This is a genomic window from Sphingobium herbicidovorans (assembly GCF_002080435.1).
GTDB lineage: Bacteria > Pseudomonadota > Alphaproteobacteria > Sphingomonadales > Sphingomonadaceae > Sphingobium > Sphingobium herbicidovorans.
Genome location: NZ_CP020538.1, coordinates 346,055 through 369,533 on the forward strand (window position 1 = coordinate 346,055; position 23,479 = coordinate 369,533).

At 60.6% G+C, this 23,479-nt stretch carries 20 protein-coding genes and 1 tRNA gene; 12 read left to right on the plus strand and 9 right to left on the minus strand.

Features of this window, described 5'->3' with window-relative positions:
• Nucleotides 1-20: 20 nt before the first annotated feature.
• The gene (locus B6S01_RS01620) at nt 21-818 is read right to left on the minus strand and encodes an inositol monophosphatase family protein (protein ID WP_037468687.1); all 798 of its coding nucleotides are present in this window, start codon (nt 816-818) and stop codon (nt 21-23) included.
• Complete coding sequence (gene argJ / locus B6S01_RS01625; protein WP_037468688.1) at nt 818-2,044, minus strand: bifunctional glutamate N-acetyltransferase/amino-acid acetyltransferase ArgJ; 1,227 nt, start codon at nt 2,042-2,044, stop codon at nt 818-820. The genes B6S01_RS01620 and argJ overlap by 1 nt, the downstream gene beginning before the upstream one ends.
• A 161-nt stretch (nt 2,045-2,205) precedes the next feature.
• On the opposite strand from argJ, the gene secA reads away from it, so the two are divergent.
• On the plus strand, nt 2,206-4,938 hold the full coding sequence (gene secA, locus B6S01_RS01630) for a preprotein translocase subunit SecA (RefSeq protein ID WP_037468690.1): 2,733 nt from the start codon (nt 2,206-2,208) through the stop codon (nt 4,936-4,938).
• 212 nt (nt 4,939-5,150) lie between these two features.
• Here the strand turns inward: secA and B6S01_RS01635 are convergent, their stop codons facing one another.
• The 3 genes from B6S01_RS01635 to B6S01_RS01645 all read right to left on the minus strand — a co-directional run bounded on the left by B6S01_RS01635 (nt 5,151) and on the right by B6S01_RS01645 (nt 6,286).
• A complete protein-coding gene (locus B6S01_RS01635) occupies nt 5,151-5,576 on the minus strand; it encodes a DUF983 domain-containing protein (RefSeq protein ID WP_037468692.1) in 426 nt (141 codons plus the stop codon).
• A 284-nt stretch (nt 5,577-5,860) separates the two neighbouring features.
• Nucleotides 5,861-6,100, minus strand: a complete 240-nt coding sequence (locus B6S01_RS01640) for a hypothetical protein (RefSeq protein WP_037468694.1) — start codon at nt 6,098-6,100, stop codon at nt 5,861-5,863.
• A 96-nt stretch (nt 6,101-6,196) separates the two neighbouring features.
• Nucleotides 6,197-6,286 (minus strand) — tRNA-Ser (locus tag B6S01_RS01645).
• A 147-nt stretch (nt 6,287-6,433) separates the two neighbouring features.
• Here B6S01_RS01645 and B6S01_RS01650 point away from each other — a divergent pair.
• From B6S01_RS01650 to B6S01_RS01690, 9 genes are all read left to right on the plus strand, one after another.
• Nucleotides 6,434-7,480 carry a lytic murein transglycosylase gene (locus tag B6S01_RS01650; RefSeq protein WP_037468696.1) on the plus strand — a complete coding sequence of 349 codons (1,047 nt, stop codon included), beginning with the start codon at nt 6,434-6,436 and terminating at the stop codon, nt 7,478-7,480.
• A 114-nt stretch (nt 7,481-7,594) separates the two neighbouring features.
• Nucleotides 7,595-8,758 carry a D-alanyl-D-alanine carboxypeptidase family protein gene (locus tag B6S01_RS01655; protein ID WP_037468698.1) on the plus strand — a complete coding sequence of 388 codons (1,164 nt, stop codon included), beginning with the start codon at nt 7,595-7,597 and terminating at the stop codon, nt 8,756-8,758.
• Complete coding sequence (tmk, locus tag B6S01_RS01660; protein ID WP_037468699.1) at nt 8,755-9,381, plus strand: dTMP kinase; 627 nt, start codon at nt 8,755-8,757, stop codon at nt 9,379-9,381. The genes B6S01_RS01655 and tmk overlap by 4 nt, the downstream gene beginning before the upstream one ends.
• Nucleotides 9,378-10,349 (plus strand): AAA family ATPase, encoded by a 972-nt coding sequence (locus tag B6S01_RS01665; RefSeq protein WP_037468701.1) that lies wholly within the window; start codon nt 9,378-9,380, stop codon nt 10,347-10,349. Before tmk ends, B6S01_RS01665 begins: the two co-directional genes overlap by 4 nt.
• Before the next feature lie 44 nt (nt 10,350-10,393).
• A complete protein-coding gene (metG, locus tag B6S01_RS01670) occupies nt 10,394-11,956 on the plus strand; it encodes a methionine--tRNA ligase (RefSeq protein WP_037468702.1) in 1,563 nt (520 codons plus the stop codon).
• 4 nt (nt 11,957-11,960) lie between these two features.
• Entirely contained in the window at nt 11,961-12,749 is a 789-nt protein-coding gene (locus tag B6S01_RS01675; RefSeq protein WP_037468704.1) for a TatD family hydrolase, read from the plus strand.
• Nucleotides 12,746-13,531, plus strand: coding sequence for an MBL fold metallo-hydrolase (locus B6S01_RS01680; RefSeq protein ID WP_037468706.1), 786 nt, complete (start codon nt 12,746-12,748; stop codon nt 13,529-13,531). The genes B6S01_RS01675 and B6S01_RS01680 overlap by 4 nt, the downstream gene beginning before the upstream one ends.
• Before the next feature lie 4 nt (nt 13,532-13,535).
• Entirely contained in the window at nt 13,536-14,165 is a 630-nt protein-coding gene (locus B6S01_RS01685) for a retropepsin-like aspartic protease family protein (RefSeq protein ID WP_037468707.1), read from the plus strand.
• Entirely contained in the window at nt 14,162-15,463 is a 1,302-nt protein-coding gene (locus tag B6S01_RS01690) for an MFS transporter (protein ID WP_037468708.1), read from the plus strand. The genes B6S01_RS01685 and B6S01_RS01690 overlap by 4 nt, the downstream gene beginning before the upstream one ends.
• Before the next feature lie 201 nt (nt 15,464-15,664).
• Here the strand turns inward: B6S01_RS01690 and B6S01_RS01695 are convergent, their stop codons facing one another.
• From B6S01_RS01695 to B6S01_RS01705, 3 genes are read right to left on the minus strand one after another with little or no spacing between them, the layout of a single operon-like run.
• Nucleotides 15,665-16,117, minus strand: a complete 453-nt coding sequence (locus tag B6S01_RS01695) for a hypothetical protein (RefSeq protein ID WP_231568079.1) — start codon at nt 16,115-16,117, stop codon at nt 15,665-15,667.
• A gap of 23 nt (nt 16,118-16,140) precedes the next feature.
• Nucleotides 16,141-18,261: a tyrosine-type recombinase/integrase gene (locus B6S01_RS01700; RefSeq protein ID WP_234810779.1), complete on the minus strand. Its 2,121-nt coding sequence runs from the start codon at nt 18,259-18,261 to the stop codon at nt 16,141-16,143.
• Nucleotides 18,258-19,472: a tyrosine-type recombinase/integrase gene (locus B6S01_RS01705; RefSeq protein ID WP_051908565.1), complete on the minus strand. Its 1,215-nt coding sequence runs from the start codon at nt 19,470-19,472 to the stop codon at nt 18,258-18,260. Before B6S01_RS01705 ends, B6S01_RS01700 begins: the two co-directional genes overlap by 4 nt.
• Nucleotides 19,473-19,680: 208 nt before the next feature.
• Here B6S01_RS01705 and B6S01_RS01710 point away from each other — a divergent pair, with 208 nt between their 5' ends.
• Both B6S01_RS01710 and mazG read left to right on the plus strand, forming a co-directional pair.
• Nucleotides 19,681-21,099 carry an ISNCY family transposase gene (locus B6S01_RS01710; RefSeq protein ID WP_037463831.1) on the plus strand — a complete coding sequence of 473 codons (1,419 nt, stop codon included), beginning with the start codon at nt 19,681-19,683 and terminating at the stop codon, nt 21,097-21,099.
• Nucleotides 21,100-21,300: 201 nt separating this feature from the next.
• Nucleotides 21,301-22,101: a nucleoside triphosphate pyrophosphohydrolase gene (gene mazG / locus B6S01_RS01715; RefSeq protein ID WP_037465762.1), complete on the plus strand. Its 801-nt coding sequence runs from the start codon at nt 21,301-21,303 to the stop codon at nt 22,099-22,101.
• On the opposite strand, the gene hflX is transcribed toward mazG, so the two are convergent.
• Entirely contained in the window at nt 22,098-23,432 is a 1,335-nt protein-coding gene (gene hflX, locus B6S01_RS01720; protein WP_037465759.1) for a GTPase HflX, read from the minus strand. The genes mazG and hflX overlap by 4 nt on opposite strands.
• Nucleotides 23,433-23,479: the final 47 nt, after the last annotated feature.

Consider the following 23,479-nt stretch of genomic DNA (forward strand, 5'->3'; position numbering starts at 1 on the left):
GGAGGACAGCGATCTTCCGGTCAGCGGAATAATGTGTCCGCCGCCGCATTCCACAATCGTGGCGATGATGCGCCAAGCAATCCTCTGCGCAGATCCCCTACCATATAGGGCGATCCATCAAGCCGTTGGCAGCATCCTCCCGCTTCGTTGAGGAACAGCGTCCCCGCCGCATGATCCCATGGCAGGGTTCGGGCAAAGACCGACACATCGTTCTGCCCAAGCACCAGCCGCGGATATTGCTCCGCCGCACATCGCGGGATGTCCACCAGCGAGAAATTGCCCTCGGCCCGCCGCTGAATGTCGGCGCGCTCTTCAGGCGTCATGAAGTAAACGGCCAGCGCCGCCACCGGGAGAGCGTCGTCGCTCTCGCGCGCCTGTATCCGTTCGCCATCGATATGACTGCCCGCGCCCAGGATGGCGTGGCACAGTCGCCCCGTCAGTGGATCCAGTATCCATCCGGCCAGCGTGACACCCTCATCGGCCAACGCGATCATGATGCCGAAGGGCGGCCGTCCAGCCGCGAAGTTGCCCGTACCGTCGATCGGGTCGATGATCCAGTTCAGCCCCTTGCCTGCGCGCTCCAGGATCGCGGTATCGGCTGCGCAGGCTTCCTCGCCTATGACACCCGCTTCGGGCAGGATGTTCATCAGCCCTTCCGCAAGCCGGACCTCGCTTTCCTTGTCCGCGATCGTGACAAGGTCGTCCGCCGCCTTCTCACTGATCTCATCCGCGCGCAGATGCTGGTAGCGCGGCATGATGACTTCGCGCGCAACGTCGCGCATCAGTGCAACGACAGGATCATGCAGCTCGATAGGCATCAGCTGCGATAATCCGCGTTGATGGAGATATATCCGTGCGTCAGATCACAGGTCCACACCGTCGCCCGGCCTTCGCCAAGTCCCAGATCGACGCCGATCTGGATATCCTGACCTTTGAGATGCGCGACGACCGGCGCCTCGTCATAACCTTCGACCGCCAGGCCGCCCGCCGCTACCTGCGTCGCGCCGAAACGGATGGACAGCTTGTCGCGGTCCGCAGGTTCACCCGCCTTGCCCACCGCCATCACCACGCGCCCCCAATTGGCGTCCTCGCCGGCGATGGCCGTTTTGACCAACGGCGAATTGGCGATGGACAGCGCAATACGATGCGCGCTTGCGTCGCTTTCCGCCCCGTTCACGCAAATCTCGATGAACTTCGACGCGCCTTCGCCGTCGCGCACCACCAGGTGCGCCAGTTGCAGGCATAGGTCGGTAAGCGCAGCATGGAATGCGTCCGCGCCCGCATCGTCCATTGACGTTAGCCGCGCATTGCCTGCCTTGCCCGTAGCGAAGGCCAGCACCGTGTCGCTGGTCGAAGTGTCGCTGTCTACCGTGATGCAGGAGAAAGTCCGCCGGTTCGATGTCGAGAGCATCTGCTGCAACAGCTTGGGCTCAACGGCCGCATCGGTGAAGATATAGCCGAGCATCGTCGCCATGTCCGGCGCGATCATGCCCGACCCTTTGATTATTCCTACCAATTCTACTCGCGTATTGCCGATCATCGCGCTTGTCCGCGCGCCCTTTGCATAGGTATCCGTCGTCCCAATTGTGTTTGCTGCTTCTTCCCAGCCACAGGCTTCTGCGGAAAAGGCCGCCTCCAGTCCCGCCTCGGCCTTGTCGACAGGCAGCGGCACGCCGATCACGCCGGTTGAGGAAATGAAAACGTCCGATGGCAGGCAACCTACATGATTGGCGACCTTCGCAGCGATCGCTTCCACTGCGGCGCGCCCGCGATGGCCGGTAAAGGCGTTGGCATTGCCCGCATTCACCACCAATGCCCGCGCGGAGCCCAGTGGAATTGCGTCGCGACACCATTCGACCTCGGGCGAGGGGCACTTGCTCTGCGTCGTTACGCCCGCGACCGCCGTGCCTTCCGTCAGTTCCACATAGGTCAGGTCGCAACGATCCCAATTTTTGTACCGCGCCCGCGCCACGCGCGTAGTCACACCGGCGATCGCGGGAAGGTCAGGAAAAGCGGCGGGGGCGAGGGGAGAGCGCTGTGTCATGACGGCGGATTAGCGCATAATGACTGTCCGTCAATCACTCCGGTTATGCAAAGGCGTCAACTGCTCTCAATTGACTATCCCACGCCCAAACCCTAAATCGCCGCGCATATCCGTGCGCTTGACCTGAAAAGTCTCGCGCCCCCCTTTTGTCAGGAACTTGCATGTTCGGCGCACTCGCCAAGTCAGTCTTCGGATCGTCCAACGACCGCTACGTCAAGTCGCTGGGCAAGATCGTCGAGCGCATCGCCTCCTTCGAACCCGCTATTTCCGCCATGAGCGATGAGGATCTGTCGGCTCAGACCGTCCGTTTTCGCGAGCGTCTGGCGCAGGGCGAAACCTTGGACGACCTGCTTCCTGAAGCCTTCGCCACCGTTCGCGAGGCCGCCAAGCGGACACTGGGCCAGCGCCATTATGATGTGCAGATGGTCGGCGGCATTGTCCTTCATCGCGGCGAGATTGCGGAAATGCGCACAGGCGAGGGCAAGACGCTTGTCGCCACGCTCGCCACTTACCTGAACGCGCTGGAGGGGAAGGGCGTCCACGTTGTTACCGTGAACGACTATCTCGCCAGCCGTGACTGCGACTGGATGGGACAGGTTTATCGCTTCCTGGGCCTCACCACCGGCGTTATCGTACCCAATCTGTCGGAAGATCAGCGCCGGGAGGCCTATAACGCCGACATCACCTACGCGACGAACAACGAACTCGGGTTCGACTATCTGCGCGACAACATGAAATATGACCGCGCATCCATGGTGCAGCGGCCCTTCAATTTCGCGATCGTGGATGAGGTGGACTCGATCCTGATCGACGAAGCGCGTACCCCGCTGATTATTTCCGGGCCGACCGACGATAAGTCGGAACTATATGTCGCTGTCGATGCCATCGTGAAGCGGCTTGACGACGCCGACTATGAGAAGGACGAAAAGCAGCGCACCGTCACCCTGACCGAGGATGGCACCGAAAAGATCGAGCGCATGCTGGAGGATGCGGGCCTGCTCGAAGGCGCGAACCTCTATGATTTTGAGAACACCGCTGTCGTTCATCACGTCAATCAGGCGCTGCGCGCGAACGTCATGTTCCGCCGCGACATTGATTATATCGTCAAGGACGGCAAGATCATCATCATCGACGAGTTTACTGGCCGAATGATGGAAGGACGACGCTGGTCGGACGGCCTGCATCAGGCGGTCGAGGCCAAGGAAGCGGTCCAGATCGAGCCGGAAAACCAGACGCTGGCATCGATCACTTTCCAGAATTTCTTCCGCATGTATCCCAAGCTGGGCGGCATGACCGGCACGGCGGCGACCGAAGCGACGGAATTCTACGAAATCTACAAGATGAACGTCGTCACCATCCCGACCAACCGTCCGGTGCAGCGTGTCGATGAGGAAGACAGCTTCTACAAGAATCTGGAAGACAAGTTCCGCGGCATCGCCCGCACGATCCGGGAACATCAGGAAAAGGGCCAGCCGGTCCTGGTCGGCACGGTATCGATCGAAAAGTCGGAAATGCTCTCCGAATTCCTGAATCAGGAAGGGGTGAAGCACGCCGTCCTCAACGCTCGCTTCCACGAAAGCGAAGCGCATATCGTGGCGCAGGCGGGCCGCAAGGGCGCGGTGACGATCGCCACCAACATGGCCGGTCGCGGCACCGATATCAAATTGGGCGGCAACCTGGAGATGCGCGTAGAGGACGAACTGCGCGACATGCCCGAAGGGCCGGAGCGCGAAGCCGCCATCGCCCGCATCGAGGCCGAGATCGAAGCGGAGAAGGCAGAAGTGCTCGCGGCTGGCGGCCTGTTCGTGCTGGCCACCGAGCGCCATGAAAGCCGTCGCATCGACAATCAGCTGCGCGGGCGTTCAGGGCGTCAGGGCGATCCTGGCCTGTCGCGCTTCTACCTCAGCCTCGACGATGACCTGATGCGCATCTTTGGCCCGGACACGATGTTCGCGAAGATGATCCGCTCGAACCTGGAGGATGGCGAGGCGCTGCCTCCGTCCAAATGGCTGAGCAAGGCGATCGAGACCGCCCAGCGGAAGGTCGAGGCGCGCAACTACGACATCCGCAAGCAGGTCGTCGAATATGATGACGTCATGAACGACCAGCGGAAGGTCATTTACGAACAGCGCAGCGACATCATGGATGCCGACACAGTCGATGATGTCGTGACTGACATGCGCCGCGAAACCGTCAACGACCTGGTCGGCGCATCCTGCCCGCCCGGCACATATCCTGAACAATGGGATATCGATCGGCTCAAGGATCGTGCTGCCGAAATTCTAGGGCTGGAGCCGGATTTCGATGCCTGGCTGTCGGAAGACGCTGTGGATCCCGAAATGATCGAAGAGCGCCTGAACGCTCTTGCCGACGAGGCCGTTGCCGAGAAGGTAAAGGAGATCGATCCCGAAAACTGGCACATGATCGAAAAGTCGATCCTGCTCCAAAGCCTGGATCATCACTGGAAGGAGCATCTTTCCACCCTCGACGCGCTCCGTCAGGTCGTCCATCTGCGCGCTTATGCTCAAAAGACGCCGATCAACGAATATAAGCAGGAAGCGTTCGCCCTGTTCGAACGCATGCTCGGCAATATCCGCGAGGACGTGACTGGCTCGATCGCGCGCGTTCAGTTCCGCATGGAAGAACCCCTGCCAGAGTTTGATCTGCCAGTGCTGCCGGACTTCATCACCACCCATATCGATCCCTTCTCGGGTGAGGATAACAGTGGCGACATCGACGCTGGCCAGTTGGGCAGCATCACGACGACCCTTCCGCGTCCGCCTGTCGGGAATGCGCAGACCGGCGAGTTCGCCAATCTCGACATCAGCCGTAATGCCCCATGTCCCTGCGGGTCAGGTCAGAAATACAAGCATTGCCACGGCGCGCTGGCCTGATCCGGGGTGATTTGATCGATCTGAATCAGTCTGACATGCGAGAGCGCCGGTAACCTGCGCGTCTCGCAAATCTATCAGAAGCAGAATAGGCGGGACAGGCGATCGATCGCCTGTCCTGACAGGCGGAGAGAGCAATCTCCGCTGCGCCGCAAGATCACATGCATGCTCCGGCCTTCGCTTTGTTCAAGGCGCTGCCTGAGCTGGATAATGGTTCACTCGGCGCGTTTGTCTTCACGATCTTTATGGAGCTTTGCCCAAAGGTCAGCGGTGCCCGCTTCCTGCGCCTTCGTCACATATTGCGCCGCAACCAGCCATCCCTTGATCGGTCGCAGGGGAAGTATCGTGGTGAGGATCAGCACGGGAATGCCAACGGCGATATGCACCCAAAGCGGCGGCCGGGCCATTATTTCCAGCATCACGATGAAGATGACGCCGGGGACACATGCGAATAATTGCACGAATACCGCTGGTCCGTCTGCGGGGTCGGCGAAGGAATAATCCAGCCCACACACCTCGCAATGATCGCGCACCGTCAGGAATCCGCGGAATATATGACCGTCGCCACATCTCGGGCATCGCCCCAACGCGCCGGTTTCAATCGCGGAACGGCGCGGCCAGTTGCTGACGGGCTCAACCATGTGCTGTTTCCCTTGTTCCTTATCCGGCCTTCGCGGCGCGTGCTGTCATGTGAAGAAAAGGTTGCCCAATGCAATTGGCCTTTTTGTCTCACCCATCGGCTTTAGCCGGCGACCGATTAATTGCCCCGAAATGACGCTACGTCACCGGGAAGATATGCCAATCTCTGGATTGCCCGCATCGACTTATTTTGCTAGACGGCGAGCCGATTTGGATGCCCGACAGCATACAGATCGCGCCCCCGGCATCCCTTGCCCGGGGGCGCTCTTTCACTGGCGGTCGCGGTTCAATGCGTCCGTTTTTCAGTGCCGGCGTCGCCGGGCATTTCAAAATTTTCCATGGCGTCGTGCAGAACTTGGTCAGGTGAGGATGCGGCCGCCAACGCCCTCACCTTATAGCGCAATGCAAGTTCCTGATGAGCGGCAACTTCTTGAGCAGGCGCATGTCGGGCCAAGGCATTGTTTGCCTTGGCGGCTTCCTCCCGCGCACGCCGGAAAAAATAAGGTGCGTCCATATCGCCTGACATCGCAACCTCCGCTTGAGAGACTGCTTCATAGCATGACGGTAAACAAGCATCCTTAATGCGCATCAAGTTAAGGTGGATGCAGCGCGCGATATGGTGTGGCGGACAGGGTGGGATTCGAACCCACGGTGAGCGCAAACCCACGGCGGTTTTCAAGACCGCTGCCTTAAACCACTCGGCCACCTGTCCGTGCGATGCTTCCTAGCGAAGCATCCGGGTAAGCCAAGCGTAAAATGACCGAAATGGCATTTCAGCGCGTTCTTGCAGAATGTTGGCCACGAGGGGATTTCGCCGCCCCATGTCGCTGTGCCACAAAGGGGCAAGGGAGATTCTCTAATGCGTTCAACCATTCATTCGCTTCTGCTGCGTTTCGCCGTGGTTTCGGTGGGAAGCCTGATGGCGGGGCCTGGCATGGCGCAGGACATGGCACAGGACGCCGGGTTCCGCAGCTATTTGGAGACCCTGCGTCCGAAGGCCAGCGCCATGGGGATTCGGTCGGCGACCCTGGATTCCGTATTTCCGACGCTCACGCCCAACCCCCGCGTCATTCAGCTTGACCAGAGCCAGCCGGGGGGAGGGGCTTATTCTCCCATTCCCAATTTTGAACCCTACAGACTCAAGCATGTCGATGCCGCCCGCATCAGCCGGGGGAGGACAGCCTATCTTGCCAACCGCGCCCGTCTGTCCCGGATCGAGGCGGAGACAGGCGTTCCTGAAGAGATCATGGTCGCGATCTATGGCCATGAAACCAACTATGGATCCTATACCGGCGATTTCGACCTCATCCGATCTTTGGCGACGCTATCCTATGAAGGCCGCCGCCGGAGCCTGTTCGAACCTGAACTGCTCGCCACGCTCAAGATGCTCGACAATGGCGTGCCGCGTAGCCGGCTCGTGGGCAGTTGGGCAGGGGCGACCGGCTACCCGCAGTTTCTCCCCAGCGTCTATCTGCGCCTGGGCAAGGACGGCGACGGCGACGGGCGCGTCGATATCTGGAACAGCGAAGCCGACGCGCTGGCTTCCATCGCCAATTATTTCGTGAATGCCGGTTGGCGGCGCGGCCAGCCATGGGGGGTCGCCGTGTCTGTGCCAGCGGGCTTCGACCGTGGCAGCGTAACTGCACGGACCGCGCCCGCTCGGTGCCCGCGCGTTTTCAACCGTCACAGCCGCTGGCTGACCATGGCCGAATGGCGTAGCCGTGGGATCGTGCCGACCGGCGGAGGCTGGCCTGCGGACAGCGTGATGGCCACGCTGCTGGAACCCGATGGCCCTGGCAAGACGGCCTATCTGCTCACCAGCAATTATCGAGCGATCCTCGATTATAACTGCTCGAATTTCTATGCGCTGTCGGTGGGACTGCTAGCCGACGCGGTCAGGCAATAGTGGCGCCAGGAGGCTTCCTCCTGTGCCAGACCTCTTGAGAATGTGTCTGTCATGGCTAATGACAGGAACAGGGCATTCTCTCATCCCGAATCCATCAGTGCGAAGGCAGTCCTCATGAAAAAGTCCGTAGCCGCCATCCTCTTTGTCGGATTGCTGGCGCAGCCGCTCACGGCCGCCGCTCCGCCTTATACGAGCGAGGCGCCCATCGCATATATGAAGGACCTTTCCTCAGGCGCGGTGCTATACGACAAGGGCGGCGAAACGCGCATTCCCCCTGCGTCGATGGCGAAGATGATGACGGCCCATGTCGCCTTTCGGCTGATCCAGCAGGGCGAGTTGAAGCTCGACACGAAATTCACCGTGCGTCCCGAAACATGGAAGCAGTGGCACGGCCCTGCCGCGGGATCGACGATGTTCCTGTCGGCCGGTGAGCAGGTTTCGGTGGAGAATCTGCTGCACGGCATCGTCACGCTGTCCGGCAATGATGCTTGCGTCGTGTTGGCCGAGGGCATCGCCGGAACGGAGCAGGCGTTCGTCGCGCTGATGAACGACGAAGCCAAACGGCTCGGCCTGAAAAACAGCCATTTCGGCACCAGCAACGGGTGGCCGGATGAAGGCGTTACCTATGTCACCGCAGAAGATCTGGCCCTTCTGGCGGAGGCGACGATTGAAGAAACGCCGGATCTCTACAAACGCTTCTACTCCACGCGCGCCTTCACCTGGGGAAAGACGATGGGCGGAGCTGACATTGCGCAGGGCAACCGCAATCCTATCCTGGGCAAGATCGCGGGCGCCGACGGGCTCAAGACCGGTCATACCCAGGAAGCAGGCTATGGCTTCACGGGTTCTGCCGAACAGGATGGCCGGCGGCTGGTCATGGTCGTGGCTGGCCTGACCAGTTTCAACGGCCGCATAGCCGAATCGGTGCGCTTCATGGATTGGGGCTTCAAGGCATGGAAAGCCCAGCCGCTTTTCAAGAAGGGCCAGACCGTCGAAACCGCGGAGGTCCAACTCGGTAGCGCTACCAGCGTGCCGCTGGTCGCGCCGCGGGACATGGCCGTGACGCTGCCCCGCACCGCTTCCGGCAATATTTCCGTCAAGGTCGCTTATACCGGCCCGATCAAAGCGCCCATCGCCAAGGGACAGAAGATCGCCGAGCTTATCGTTTCCACCCCTGATACGCCGCCGCAGGTCCTGCCGCTGGTCGCTGGCGAGGAAGTGTCCGAGGCTGGCATATTCGGGCGGCTCTGGAACGGCCTGAAGTCCTTCTTCGGGTGACGCGGGGCCGTTTCATCAGCTTGGAAGGCGGCGAGGGCGCGGGCAAATCGACCCAATTGCGCGCGCTAGCCTCTGCTCTGCGTGACCATGGGATTGACGTTGTGGAAACCCGTGAGCCCGGCGGCAGCGCCGGTGCAGAGGCGATCCGCGCGCTGCTCCTTACGGGCGAAGCCGATCGCTGGAGTGCTCGCGCCGAAGCCCTGCTTTTCGCCGCTGCCCGTGCGGACCATATCGAAAAGACGATCCGCCCGGCGTTGGAACGAGGCGCGTGGGTTCTGTCTGACCGTTTTCTGGACAGCAGCCGCGCCTATCAGGGCATGGGCGATCTCAACGACGCCGATATATTGGAGCTCCACCGCATTGGCAGCGGAGACTTTCTGCCTGACCGCACATTTTTTCTCGCCCTGCCGAAAGCCGAAGCACAGCAACGCGCACGGTCCAGGGACGGCGATGCAACCGATCGCATCGGCGGTCGCGACGCATCTTTTCACGCGCGCGTAGCAAGCGCCTTCACCAAGTTCGCCGCGCAGGAGCCCGGCCGCATACGCACCATCGACGCATCGGGCCATCCTGAAGCCGTGACCTTGCGGCTCATGGATGCGCTAAGCGACCTTATTCCATGACCGTCATTCTCGGCCACGACGCACAAGCCGACATGCTGCTTGCCGCCGCGCGCAGCGGTCGCATGCATCATGGCTGGATACTGGCTGGCCCTCGCGGAATCGGTAAAGCCAGTTTTGCCCGCGCCCTGGCCATGCGCCTGCTCGCCGAAGCCGCCGGTCCCGCGCCCGAAGGGGCGGGTCTTGCGGTCCCCACGGATCACCCGATCCGCAAGTTGGTGGAAGCGGATGCCCATCCAGACTATGCGGAGCTTTACTGCCTGGAAAAGGAAAGCGGCACCGCGCGCAACATTTCGGTGGATCAGGTGCGCGGTCTTCAGCGGTTGATCCAGTCCGCCCCGTCGCTCTCATCACGCCGGATCGTCATGATCGATAGCGCAGACGATCTTGAACGCGGCGCGGCTAACGCACTGCTCAAGACTCTGGAGGAGCCGCCGACGGACATGCTCTTCCTGCTCGTCAGCCATGCTCCCGGTCGCCTGTTGCCGACTATCCGCTCCCGCTGCCGCACTCTTCGCTTCGATCCGCTGGGCGAGGAGGCGATGCGCGCCGTCCTGCGTCGGGATCAGCCAGACCTGCCGCCCGATGAAATCGATGCGCTGGCCGCTTTGGGCGAGGGCGCACCGGGCAAGGCGCTGCGTTATGCTGGCCTGGACATAACCGACATCGACCGCATGCTCCGCGCCATCGCTACGGAAGGCGATCCCGGCAATCGTCACCGCCTGATCCTGGCCAAGGCGCTGTCTGGCAAGGCGGCCCGCCCGCGCTACGAGGCCTTTCTGGAACGCGTGCCGGCCTTTATCGCCGATGCCGCCCGCCAACGCAGCGGCCCCGCGCTTGGCACTGCGCTTGAACGGTGGGAAGCAGCCCGCCAACTGGCAGGCGGCGCGATCATTCTTTCGCTCGATCCCGCCGCCGTCGCGTTCGAACTTGCCGGCCATGTCGCCGCGCTCGCCCCTGATCCGCGCTGAAAAGCGGGCTTTGCGAGAGCCGCAACTGCCGCTAGGGAAGGCCCATGTCGCAGCCTTTCACGATCACCACCGCCATCAGCTATCCTAACGGTCGCCCGCATATCGGCCATGCCTATGAGGTGATCGCCACCGATGCGATCGCGCGATTCCAGCGGATGATGGGTCGCGATGTGTTCTTCCAGACCGGCACGGATGAGCATGGCCTGAAAATGGCCCAGACAGCCCGCAACCGGGGCATCGAACCGCATGCGCTGGCTGATGAAATGTCAGGATATTTCAAGGACATGAACGACAGGCTGAATATCAGCTATGATCGCTTTATCCGCACCAGCGAGCCTGATCACCACCGCGCGTCTCAGGCCATATGGCAGGCGATGGAGGCGAATGGCGACCTTTATCTGGGGCGCTATGAAGGCTGGTACTCGATCCGCGACGAAGCCTTCTACGATGAAAAGGAACTGGTCGAAGGAGATGGCGGCGAAAAGCTGTCGCCACAGGGCACCCCGGTCGAATGGACAGTTGAGGAAAGCTGGTTCTTCCGCCTCTCCGCCTATCAGCAGAAGCTGCTCGACCTGTATGATAGCCAGCCTGATTTCATCCAGCCCGACAGCCGCCGCAACGAGATCATGCGCTTTGTGGAAGGTGGCCTGTCGGACCTCAGCGTTTCGCGCACCAGTTTCGACTGGGGCGTGAAGGTGCCGGGCAATGACGGTCATGTCATGTATGTGTGGGTCGATGCGCTCACCAATTACCTGACCGGCTGCGGATATCCCGACGATGCTGATCGCATGGCTCGTTACTGGTCGGAAGGTGGCGATATCACGCACATTATCGGCAAGGATATCGTGCGTTTTCATGCTGTTTACTGGCCAGCGTTCCTGATGAGTGCAAAACTGCCGCTGCCCAAGCAGGTCTTCGGCCACGGCTTCTTGCTCAATCGTGGTGAGAAGATGTCGAAGTCGGTCGGCAACGTCGCTGACCCCATGGAGCTGGCCGATCGGTTCGGCGTCGACCAACTGCGTTATTTCCTGCTGTCGGAAGTCACGTTCGGCAATGACGGCAGCTATAGCGCCGAAGCCATCGTGGCGCGCTCCAACAGCGATCTGGCAAACAGCTTTGGCAACCTTGCGCAACGGACGCTGAGCTTCATCGCGAAGAACCTCGAAGGGCGCCTGCCGCAGCCTGCGCCTCAGGATGTCGATAGTGACCTGCTCACGACCATCGCGGACGCCGCCAGCAGCTTTCAGGCAGCGATGTCGGATCTGGCGCCATCGGTCGCGATAGAGGCATGGATGCGGGCTGTCTTTGCCTGCAACGCCTACATTGATGCGCAGGCGCCCTGGGCGCTCCGCAAGACCGACCCCGTCCGCATGGAAGCCGTGCTGGCGACCCTGTACGAAGCCATTGCCGGTCTTGCCATCATCATCCAGCCTGTCATCCCGGTCAGCGCAAAGTCGCTGCTGGACCAGATGGGGATAGGCGGGGAAAGGCGGATTTACGGCGCAATTGGTTCCGATTTCTATACCCAACTGTGCGCCACCGGCTTTGTGCTCAGCCCGCCCAAGCCCCTTTTCCCCCGTCTCGAATTGACTGAAGCAGACGCGTGACGCCATGTTGATCGACAGCCATTGTCACTTGAATTACAAAGGCTTGATCGAAGATCAGGAGAATGCGCTTGAGCGCGCGCGGAAAGCTGGCGTCGATGTTATGCTCAACATCGCCACCCGCGAAAGCGAATGGGACGCCGTTCTTTCGACCGCAGAGCGCGAACCGGATGTATGGGCGACGGTTGGCATCCACCCGCACGAAGCCGACGAGCATCCGCATGTTGATACCGCCAAACTGGTGGAACGCGCGGCCCACCCGCGCGTGATCGGGATCGGCGAAACCGGGCTGGATTATTATTATGATCATAGCGATCGCCAGCGCCAGCAGAACAGCTTTCGCGCCCATATCGCCGCATCTCGCGAAACCGGCCTGCCGTTGATCGTCCATACCCGCGACGCTGAAGAGGACACGCTCGAAATCCTGCGCGATGAAATGGAAAAGGGGGCCTATCCCGGCGTCATTCACTGCTTTACGGCGAGCGACTCTTTCGCCGACGCGGCGCTGGGCCTTGGCTTTTACATCAGCATTTCCGGCATAGTGACCTTCAAGAACGCGAAGGACCTCCAGCAAACCGCCGCCCGCTTACCGCTCGACCGACTGCTTATCGAAACGGACTCGCCCTTTCTCGCCCCTGTGCCCCATCGCGGTAAGCCTTGTGAACCAGCATTCGTCGCCGATACCGCCAGGTTCCTTGCCGCCCTTCGGGGACAGAGCGTGGATGAACTGGCCGATGCGACCTCCACCAATTTTCGGACGCTGTTCAGCAAGATCGGGATCCCGCAAGGCGCATGAGCCTCAAGCTCACCATCCTGGGCTGCGGCACTTCGTCGGGCGTGCCCCGGATCGGCAATGACTGGGGAGCATGCGATCCTGGCGAGCCAAAAAACCGGCGCACCCGGGTCTCGATCCTGGTCGAAAGCCCGACGACGCGCGTTCTGGTCGACACATCGCCGGACATGCGTGCTCAGCTGCTGGCAGCGGACGTTATCCATATCGATGCGATTTTATGGACCCATGATCATGCCGATCACAGCCATGGCATTGATGATGTGCGCCAGCTTTTCCATCACCGCCGTACGCCCGTGCCAGGCTATGCTCGCCGCCAGACGTTGAAATTGCTGAACGAGCGTTTCGCTTATGCCTTTGAAGGGCGGCAGGGCTATCGCCCGACGATCGAACCGCATGTGCTGCCCGATGGCCTGCGCATTGGCGATATAGACATCGCCTGCACCGACCAGCCTCATGGCGAGATATTCTCCACTGGATTCCGTTTTACGCACGGCGGCAATTCCATCGGATATGCTACTGATTTTCATGCATTAACGCCGGAGATGGTCGCATTATATGACGACTTGGACATCTGGGTTGTCGATGCCCTGAGGGAAAAGCCGCATCCCACTCATCCTCATCTGGCCCTCACGCTCGACGGCATCGCTGCCGTCCGGCCCCGCCGCTCCATCCTGACCCACATGGATCAGAGCATGGACTATGCAACATTACGCGATAGCCTGCCCGATGGCGTCGAACCGGGTTATGACGGTATGGTGATCGAACTGAGCGGGGAAGGGGACTGACGGCATGAACGGCGACCAGGCGATGTCCAGCCTTTGGTATGTGCTGGCGCTCGTGCTCGTTGGGTCTGCCCTTGTTGCCCGTCGCGGACCCCGGCATGGCATGATCCGCATGGCGCTGCTTTGGGTCGTTATCTTCGCGCTCCTGCTTGCTCTTTTCAAGATGGGGGAAGGGGCAGGTCTCTTTTCCAGCAGAATAGACGATATGAAGGGAGACCTCTCCGCCAACGTCAGCACTGACGCACCCTTGCCGCCGGTAAGGGCGGAGGGGCAGGCCCTGCGCATCGCGATGGCGCCCGATGGCCATTTTTGGGTGGAAGGCAGCGTGAACGGAACGTCCACGCGCTTTCTTATCGATAGCGGCGCCAGCATCACCGCCCTGTCGGTCACATCCGCACGCGCCGCCGGTCTTAATTTCGACCTGGCCGCGCCGGGCGTGCCGATGCTCACCGCCAATGGAAAGATCGACGCCAAACGATCATCCATTTCCACGCTGTCCATCGGCCCGATACGGTCCAGCGACTTGCCCATCGTCATCTCGCCCGCGTTCGGAGAGGTCAATGTCATTGGCATGAATTTGCTGTCGCGCTTGAAAAGCTGGGGCGTGCAGGACGGCGAAATGGTGCTGACACCATGACGGCTCCGTTGCCCCATCGCCCGCCCACGCAGCGGGAACGGCTGAAGGCGATCGTTGGCGGATCGACCGGCAATCTGGTGGAATGGTATGACTGGTATGCCTATGCCGCCTTCACCCTCTACTTCGCCCCGCATTTCTTCCCCAGTGAGGATCGCACGGCGCAGCTTCTAAGCGCCGCGGGCATCTTTGCGGTTGGTTTTCTGATGCGGCCGATCGGCGCTTGGGCGATGGGTGTCTACGCGGATCGGCACGGGCGAAAGAGCGGCCTTACGCTGTCGGTCGCGCTGATGTGCGCCGGCTCGCTGCTCATCGCGGTGACGCCGGGCTATGAAGTCATCGGGGTTGGTGCGCCGATACTTCTTGTCATCGCGCGTCTTATCCAGGGCCTGTCGATTGGTGGCGAATATGGCGCCAGCGCAACCTATCTGTCGGAAATGGCCGGTCGCGATAGGCGCGGATTTTATTCAAGCTTTCAGTATGTTACGTTGATTTCAGGTCAGCTTGCGGCAATCTGTGTGCTGCTTGTTCTCCAGGCCGTGCTTAGCGATCAGCAATTGGACGATTGGGGTTGGCGCATACCGTTCCTGATCGGTGGAGGTCTGGCGGTTGTCGTCTTTTGGCTGCGTCGAGGCCTGAGCGAAACGCAGAGCTTCAAAGTGGCGAGGGCGGAAGGGGCGCCGCGTTCCGGTTTTATCGAACTCATAACCAAGCATCCCAAGGAAACGCTGACGGTGATGCTCCTCACCGCAGGCGGGACGATCGCCTTCTATGCCTATTCGATCTACATGCAGAAATTCCTGGTGAACACGAGCGGACTCAGCCGCGAATCTGCGTCGCAAATCAATGGTATAACATTATTTGTTTTCATGATGTTGCAACCCATCGCAGGGGCATTGTCCGATCGCATCGGTCGCAAGCCGCTGATGATCGCCTTTGGCGTATTCGGTTTGCTGTTCACTTATCCGATCTTCGCTACGCTGGCTGAGACGCGCGACCCGGTGGTCGCCGGGCTTTTGGTCATGGCAGGACTCATCATCGTTACTGGCTACACATCGATCAACGCGGTGGTCAAAGCAGAGCTTTTTCCGGCCCATATCCGTGCTCTTGGCGTGGCGCTGCCATATGCGCTGGCTAACACGCTGTTCGGCGGCACGGCGGAGTTTGTCGCGCTGTATTTCAAGCAGATCGGGATTGAGGAAGCCTTCTATGTCTATGTCACGGTGATGATCGGGATCTCGCTGATCGTCTACATCCGTATGCGGGACACCCGACAGCACAGCCTTATCCGAGAGGACTGACGAGCCCATGGTGGGATATTGGATTTAACATATATCCACACCAAGAGGTGTCTTTAGGTTTATTTTCAGGGTGTTATGGCAAAACGCCTGTCCATTGTGTTTCGCTCATAATTTGGACGATCAGGGGAGTTGGAAGTGCAAGACGCCGAAGGCGGCGCACTTCCGACTCCCCTGATCGTAACCCGATCCATGCTCAGCGTTTCAGTCGTCCGCCGAGGGTAGGGACGCCGGGGCTTGTCCCGGCGAGACCCTCGCAAGGGCGGCGGTGTAGAGCTGGCGCCAGTATTCGGCTTTGCCGCGCTCGCGTTCGGCGGTCCGGTCAGCCTTGGCCTTTTCGGCACGAGTGTCCCTCAGATCAGATTCCAGACGCTCGATCTTGTTGCGCAGGGCAGCTTCGATGTGGCGATATTCCTCGGGCGTGCGCAAGGGCACCTTCTTGCCATTGATGACCTCGGTTTCCGACCGGGTTTCCGTGCGTTCCTCACCGATTTCATCGCAGAAGTTGTTGTAAAGATATTGCCGGCTGACCTTGGCCTCCCGGGCCACTGAGACGAACGTCACCGCCTGCTTGCTGTCGCGCAAGCGCAGGATCGCATCCTCGACGGCGGCGCGCTTTTCCGCGCTACGCCGGTTTCTGGCATTGTCGAGGGTCACGATCCGTCGATCAGGTCCTGTGATCATGGCAACGCTTCCTCCCGAGCAGCGGCAGGTTTGTAGCGCTGCTTTGCGCCCTTATAGAGGCCGCCCTCCTCAATGGAACGGATGATGGTATCGGTGTTGTGGACCACGTCCTTGTTGCGTTGGAGTCGCTTGCGGGTGATGTCGGCCATGCGGGCCTGGCCATTTTCCTCGTAATTGCGGGCTTCCTGTTCGAGGCCCTCGATAGCGACGTAGAGCCCGGCTCGTTCGCAGCGGAAGTGGTCGATATCATCACCGTCGGCTCGGAAGAACCGGCATGTCAGACAGGCATGGGCATGCTCGCACCATTCGCCGAGCTGGCCGGGTAGGGTGCATGCGCCACCAGAGACCCTTGTCGCCATCGTGGTTTCCTTGCGCAGCAGCAGTTCACCGACTGTTTCATCAACCTTGCCTTCGATCGTAAAGAACTGGCCGCTGCCCTTGCGCAGCAGGGCGTTCTTCTTAAGATCCAGGCGCTTGTTGACATACATTGATGCCATGTCGGGCGAAGCATGGCCCAGTTCGAACATGATGCTCAGGATATCATGGCCCTCGGCCGCCATTTGCGTCCCCCGATGGTGGCGCAGCGGATGCCAGGAGAAGTCGAACGGCCTGCCTTCGCCATCGACGATGTGGTGGGTGAGGCATAGCTTTTTGAGCTCCTGCAACGTCCAGTGATAACCAAGGAACGTTTCCCGCTTGCCGTAGAAGACGGGGAACAGATATTTCGTGGCACTGCCATAGCGCTGCCTGACATGATCCCGCTGGGCTTGGATCAGCTTGATCATCGTTTGATGCGCGGGATCGGTCACCAGCAAGGGCTTGCTATTCCAGCGGCTGACCTTGTTCTGCCAGAAGGTGAAGATCATGAACCGGCCATCATGCGGATCGGGTTGCAAGCAGTCGAAGAGCAGGGCGTGCAGATCTTCTGCGCGAGCGCCGGTCGTCAACCCGATCGTGAAGATGGCGGGGATCGGTACCGGCAGTTCGTCCAACTTCGTCATCATCGCCGCCAAGGCTTCCGGGGGCGCCGCCCGATTGGCGCCTTCGCGTGAAGCATAGAGCCGGTTACGAGGATCGTCCGGAGCCTGCTTGTAATGGATCCGCCGTGCAGCCCGCTTGTCGAGCGCGATCCGCGGCCATTGCCCAGGCAGCAGAACCGGCGCTGCGCGCATGAGTTGGACGATGTCGGTGTACCAGTTCTTGCCCTTGGCATCGTGGGCATTGCCCCATGCCAGGTAGCGCTCCATCGTCAGGTCATTGATTTGCCTGGCATCAGCGATGCCGGCGTCACGCAGGAACCGAGCGAACAGCCGTAATCGCGACAGCATTTTTACGACAGTGCCCGGGGCGAGTTCGCCATGCGCGACCTTGTCCAGCAGGAACGCTCGCATCAACGGCCGCAACCACGGCTCGAAGCACAGGAAGTTCATATAGCTGTCGCTGCGGCGCTGCCGATCACGGAAGCGCGTGTCTTCCTCGCTGTACAGATCGTTGAGCAGGATGATGTCGCGTTCGGTCAGGGCTGCCATTTGCGCGCGGTTTACGACCGCAAAACGATGGATCTCGCCGAACAGTTGCACTTCCGGTGCCCGATAGTGGCTGGTTACGATTTCTCCGTCGCGGATCCAATGGCGTGTCTGGCTCTGCCTACGGCGCTGATGCCGCTCGCCATACCACGCGGCATAAAGGGCCAGGACTTCCTCGTTATGGCATCGAGATCCGGCTCCGTCAGCTGCGGGGGCGAAGTCTGGATGAGCGATATCAGCAAGACAAGCCGCGTCAAAGCGCTGAAGCAGGCTGGCGCCTTCCTCAACCAGATATTGGATCACCGGGATCCGACGCTGGAACCAATGGGCATCGGCCTTGCGATCATCGAGCACCGAGGCCACCAGATAAGTTTTGATCTCATTGGTCAGCACCGGAACCTGGCTGTCGAGCGACAAGCGAGCATATGTCAGGCTGAGCCAGGGATGGCCGAACACTTCGGTCATCAGGCTTTTGGACCAGACGGGATTGGCGACGAGAAGGGGGGATGTTTCTGCGAGCCTGGCGCCGAGCCAGTTGTGGTAGCGCTCGGTTTCGTGCGGCGTTCCGCCCACCACCGCCAACGGCTTCATGACCATCGCAGATCCTTTCCCAGCAGCTCGGCCTCACGGAGTTTCTCAAGCCTTTCATGCACTTGCTCTGGGCCGTTGAGATAAAGCCCGCGGATTTCCGAAGCGAACAGGTGCTGGTAGAAGGCCGCTGTCGTCTGCGGACTTGCATGCCCCAGGCGATCAGCGACCTCGATCAGACTGTATCCCGCCGCGATCGCTTCGGAGGCATGGCTGTGGCGGAACATGTGCCAGCTGAAGTCGATATGCGTGCGTTGCTTCAGCAAGCCCTTGAGCTTCTGGGCGTAGGACAGGCTCATGGGATGTCCGATCTCGCCGGCCCTGACATTGGCGAAGACATATTCGCTGCCCGACTCAAAGGCGGGCAGATATTCGTCGCTGGTCAGATAATCGACGTACATGTTGAGCACATAGTCATGTACCGGCACACCGCGTGTCCGACCGGATTTCGCGCGGGCGCCATTGCTGTTGTCCTCGCGTGGAATGACCCAGATGACCTTTTCCAGCAGATCGATATCAATATGGTGCAGGCCCAACGCTTCGCCGATCCGCAGGCCCGTATTGTAAAGCAGCACGATCAGGAACGCGTCACGAGCCAGGTTGCAGCCCTCGATCAGCCTCAGCACCTCGATCGGTGTCAGCCGTTTCTTGAGTACCTTCTGCTGGATGCGCCCGGTATCGCCGGACAGGTAACGGTCCTTGCGTCGCGTCGTGCGGCGCTGGCTGATGTGCTCCAGGAAAGGCTTGTAGATGCGATGACCGTCGTAAGCCTTGGCAACCTCGGCCGTATCGATCGTAAAGTCGTCGGTACCATTGAAGAAGCGGTAGAATGATTTGATCGCAAGCTGGATCTGGTTCCGCGTCGCAGGAGCCAGGACCCTCGTTGCCTGCTTTCCCAGCAAGACCAACCGGGGACTCGGCAAGGCGTCTTTGCGCGTGGCGAGCCGCCAACCCAGAAAGCTATCATAAAGCGGCACCGTAGCCTGGTGGAGCCCGGCGTCGTTCGCGCTCAGGAAATTCGCGAACTCGACGACATGGCGGACGTAGGCCCGAACGGTGTTGGGCGACGCGTGAGTCTGCTCAAGATGAACGATCCAGCGACGACAGCACTCGACGATATCGCCGCGGTCATCCAGCACCGTCCACGATCGACGGCCATCGGGCAACTCGATGCGCGCGGCCTGCCAAGGCGACGGTGAAGACGCAGTGGACATGGTGGCAGATATTGTTGAAACATGCCCCGGACCGCAAGCTTTCCGCCCTCACCGTGGACACACTGGACATGGACAGTTGTGGTACTGCTATTAACATAATCCCTATTATCAATCTTTCATAGTGTAAGCACCATTTAGAAATGTCACCCCCTGCAAATTAGAGATGTCACTGGTGGCATGGTGCTCCCTGGATGCAGGGAGTGCGCGGATGACGGTGGTATCCATGAGCCATGGCGAGCTTACACGCTTCGATACGCTACTACGGGTTGAACGTCGCGAGTTGCGAGCCGAGGATGCAGCGACGCTGCTCGGATTGTCCCGGCGGCAGGTTTATCGGTTGCTGATACGCATGCGTGCAGACGGTGCGCCAGGCCTGGTTTCGCGTCGTCGCGGGCGCCGTAGCAACCGTTGGCTTGGCGATAGCTTTCGCAACCATGCGATTGCGTTGGTCCGGGAGCATTATCATGATTTCGGGCCGACGCTGGCCGCCGAGTATCTGGCGGAGCGCCATGATGTGCATATTTCCCGTGAGACGCTGCGCAAGCTGATGATCGAGGCGGGGTTGTGGAAGGATCGAGCAGCGCGTCGCCCGCGCCCATATCAGCCGCGTTACCGGCGGGATTGCCGCGGCGAACTGGTCCAGATCGACGGTTCGAAGCATTGGTGGTTCGAGGATCGCGGCCCGCAATGCACCCTGCTCGTCTATATCGACGATGCGACCAGTGAGTTGATGCATCTCCAGATGGTCGAGAGCGAGAGTACCTTTTCCTACATGGAAGCAACGCGCGCCTATATCGAGCGGCACGGCAAGCCGGTGGCTTTCTACTCCGACCAGCACAGCGTGTTCCGCAATTCCCGCGCCAGCGCGGCGCGCGGCGATGGCATGACGCATTTCGGCCGCGCGCTTGATGCGCTGAACATCGAGATCATCTGCGCCAACTCGCCGCAGGCCAAAGGCCGGGTTGAGCGGGCCAATGGCACGCTGCAGGACCGGCTGGTCAAGGCGATGCGGCTGGAGGGCATATCGTCGATTGGAGAAGCGAACGCTTTTCTGCCGAGCTATATGGTTCGCCACAATGCGCGCTTCGCTCGTCCTGCTTTCGACAGTCGTGATCTCCACCGTCCGCTTGCCCCGCATGACGATCTGCACGCGATCATGGTGTGGCGCGAACAGCGGACAGTCACGGCGGCGCTAACGCTCCATTACAACAAGACGATGTTCATCCTGGAACCGACCGAAATCGCGAGGGAGCTGGTGCGCAAGCGGGTGCTGGTGTGCGAATATCCCGATGGCCGGCTGGAGATCCAGCATGAGGGCCATGTGTTGCCCTATCGCCAGTTCGACAAGATGCGTCAGGTGAAGCAGCCCGCGATCGTGGACAACCGCCATCTCGACGCGGCCTTGCTGCTGGCGAAGCAGATCCAGGCGATCGCCCCGCATCATCGGCAGCGCAACAATAATGCCCCTACCCGCCGCGACCAGCCCACGCACCTGTTCCCCGAACCGGAGGCAACTGTGAAGATCGATGGGCGCCGGTTGGGCGGGACTAAGCTCAAACGCGGTCCCCGGCTCAGCCAGGCGGAGTTACGGGCGCGCGGCACACTGGAATTTGTGAAGGCGCGCTGACCTGGTTGACCGGCGCTGACCGAGCCCGCTGCCTGCGCAGCGGGTCCATGCCCCTCCCCCAAATGTCACGCCATCAGCAGGGTCTGCGCTGCGCTATCCCGAGGGCTCCACGCAGCCCCTGCTGGCCTCAATCGGTGACATCTCTAATTTGCGGAAATTGTGACTTCTCTAACCGGCAGGAACACATAGATCAGGACGCCCATGACCTCCAATGCCAAGGCAAACCCCGCCGACATCATGCCGCTGGTTAACGTCATGGCCCGTTTGCGCGACCCGGATACCGGATGCCCTTGGGATATCCGACAGGACTTCGCCAGCATCGCACCCTATACGATAGAAGAAGCCTATGAAGTCGCCGACGCGATAGAGCGTAACGATATGCCAGCGCTCAAGGATGAGTTGGGCGATCTGTTGCTCCAGGTCGCCTTCCATAGCCGGATGGCCGAACAAGCGGGCCAGTTCACGATTCAGGACGTCATCGACGGCGTCACCGAAAAGATGATCCGCCGCCACCCGCACATTTTCGGCGACGGCATTTCTCGCGAGCATGGGCACGCGCAATGGGAATCGATCAAGGCGGCTGAACGCGCCGAACGCGACACCGACGGCAGCGCCCTTGCAGGCGTCGCAAAGGCTCTACCCGCCCTGCTCCGTGCTGAAAAAATCCAGAAGCGCGCGGCCCGGACAGGCTTCGATTGGCCCGACACACGGGGTGTGATCGCGAAGATCGAGGAAGATTTGCAGGAGGTCCACGACGCCGCGTCTCCGGAAGACCATCATGAAGAAATCGGCGACCTGCTGTTTGCCGTCGTCAATCTGGCCCGCCACCTGAAGGTCGATGCGGAAACCGCCCTGCGTTCGGCCAATGCCAAGTTCGAAGCGCGCTTTCGCATCATGGAGGATATCGCCGGGGAAAAGTTTAATGCTCTGTCGCTGGATGAGAAAGAACAGCTTTGGCAGCGCGCCAAGCACCGCCTCCTCCAGCAACGTCCGGTCAGCTAATCATCGGCTCGTTTCCGGAACCGGGCCAGCGCTGACTCCGACAGCCGAACATCGACGACCATATCGCCCTCTGCGGCGTGGCTCCCGATCACCTCGCCATGTTCATGCAGCCATGCAAGAGCCGCTCCATCCGACAGCGACACATGAAGTTGATGCACCTGCGCTCCGGCGGTCAACCGGCTGCTGATCTTGCGCTGCAGGTCGTCCACCCCTTCGCCGGTGAGGGCCGAGAGAATCACGACGTCATCGCGTCGGGCAGCCATTTCCCTCACCAGGGCAGCCGCATCATCATCCAGCAGATCGAGCTTGTTCCACGCCTCGATAATCGGCGGAGGTTCGACGGCATCTTCCCCGCCTTCGAGTGCGCCCTCACCTGCCAGGCCAAGTTCGCTCAATACGTCGATCACATCATCCCTCTGCGCATCGCTGTCGGGATGTGCGATGTCGCGAACATGGATAATGAGGTCGGCGGACAGCACTTCCTCCAATGTCGCCCGGAATGCGGCGATCAGCTGAGTCGGCAGGTCGGACACAAACCCCACGGTGTCGGAAAGGATCGCCTTGTCCAATCCAGGCAGCGCGATCTGCCGCATCGTCGGATCGAGCGTGGCGAACAGCAGATCCTCCGCCATCACATGCGCGCCCGTCATCCGGTTAAAGAGGGTTGATTTGCCGGCGTTGGTGTAGCCCACCAATGCGATCACCGGCCAAGGCGCGCGTTGCCGCCGCGCCCGATGCAGGCTCCGCGTGCGCGTGACCTGATCCAGCTCGCGACGAATCTTCGCCATCCGGTCGCGGATCATGCGACGGTCCGCTTCGATCTGGGTCTCGCCCGGCCCGCCCAGAAAGCCAAAACCGCCCCGCTGCCGTTCCAGGTGGGTCCAACTGCGGACCAGCCGCCCTGCCTGATAATCCAGATGGGCCAATTCGACCTGAAGCCGTCCCTCATTGGTGGCTGCACGCTCGCCGAAAATTTCCAGGATGAGGCCCGTCCGGTCGATCACCTTGGCTTCGGTCGCCTTTTCCAGATTGCTCTGCTGAACAGGACTGAGGGCATTGTCGACAATGACCAATTCCGCTTGCTCGGCCCGCGCCAGGGTGGCGATCTGGTCAACCTGACCGCTGCCGAACAGCGTCGCGGGCTTGCGATCACGTACGCGGAATGCTTGCGCCGCGCGCACATCGATGCCGATCGCCAGCGCAAGGCCCTTGGCCTCTTCAAGTCGGGCGTCGCTGTCGCGGCGCTCCATACCATGCGTTTCGGCGCGCACGACGACGGCGCGCGCGCCGCGCGATACCTCATCATCAGAATCGCGATTGAATACCGCCATGAGCGCTTAACGCATCAGACGCCGGCCCGCTTCATCAGAAGGCAAGC

What these genes read in the sequence shown, in the direction of transcription:
- B6S01_RS01620 (WP_037468687.1), bottom strand. Translation starts at nt 818, where the DNA reads ATGCCTATCGAGCTGCATGATCCTGTCGTTGCACTGATGCGCGACGTT.
- argJ (WP_037468688.1), bottom strand. Translation starts at nt 2,044, where the DNA reads ATGACACAGCGCTCTCCCCTCGCCCCCGCCGCTTTTCCTGACCTTCCC.
- secA (WP_037468690.1), top strand. Translation starts at nt 2,206, where the DNA reads ATGTTCGGCGCACTCGCCAAGTCAGTCTTCGGATCGTCCAACGACCGC.
- B6S01_RS01635 (WP_037468692.1), bottom strand. Translation starts at nt 5,576, where the DNA reads ATGGTTGAGCCCGTCAGCAACTGGCCGCGCCGTTCCGCGATTGAAACC.
- B6S01_RS01640 (WP_037468694.1), bottom strand. Translation starts at nt 6,100, where the DNA reads ATGTCAGGCGATATGGACGCACCTTATTTTTTCCGGCGTGCGCGGGAG.
- B6S01_RS01650 (WP_037468696.1), top strand. Translation starts at nt 6,434, where the DNA reads ATGCGTTCAACCATTCATTCGCTTCTGCTGCGTTTCGCCGTGGTTTCG.
- B6S01_RS01655 (WP_037468698.1), top strand. Translation starts at nt 7,595, where the DNA reads ATGAAAAAGTCCGTAGCCGCCATCCTCTTTGTCGGATTGCTGGCGCAG.
- B6S01_RS01665 (WP_037468701.1), top strand. Translation starts at nt 9,378, where the DNA reads ATGACCGTCATTCTCGGCCACGACGCACAAGCCGACATGCTGCTTGCC.
- metG (WP_037468702.1), top strand. Translation starts at nt 10,394, where the DNA reads ATGTCGCAGCCTTTCACGATCACCACCGCCATCAGCTATCCTAACGGT.
- B6S01_RS01675 (WP_037468704.1), top strand. Translation starts at nt 11,961, where the DNA reads ATGTTGATCGACAGCCATTGTCACTTGAATTACAAAGGCTTGATCGAA.
- B6S01_RS01680 (WP_037468706.1), top strand. Translation starts at nt 12,746, where the DNA reads ATGAGCCTCAAGCTCACCATCCTGGGCTGCGGCACTTCGTCGGGCGTG.
- B6S01_RS01685 (WP_037468707.1), top strand. Translation starts at nt 13,536, where the DNA reads ATGAACGGCGACCAGGCGATGTCCAGCCTTTGGTATGTGCTGGCGCTC.
- B6S01_RS01690 (WP_037468708.1), top strand. Translation starts at nt 14,162, where the DNA reads ATGACGGCTCCGTTGCCCCATCGCCCGCCCACGCAGCGGGAACGGCTG.
- B6S01_RS01700 (WP_234810779.1), bottom strand. Translation starts at nt 18,261, where the DNA reads ATGAAGCCGTTGGCGGTGGTGGGCGGAACGCCGCACGAAACCGAGCGC.
- B6S01_RS01705 (WP_051908565.1), bottom strand. Translation starts at nt 19,472, where the DNA reads ATGTCCACTGCGTCTTCACCGTCGCCTTGGCAGGCCGCGCGCATCGAG.
- B6S01_RS01710 (WP_037463831.1), top strand. Translation starts at nt 19,681, where the DNA reads ATGACGGTGGTATCCATGAGCCATGGCGAGCTTACACGCTTCGATACG.
- mazG (WP_037465762.1), top strand. Translation starts at nt 21,301, where the DNA reads ATGACCTCCAATGCCAAGGCAAACCCCGCCGACATCATGCCGCTGGTT.
- hflX (WP_037465759.1), bottom strand. Translation starts at nt 23,432, where the DNA reads ATGGCGGTATTCAATCGCGATTCTGATGATGAGGTATCGCGCGGCGCG.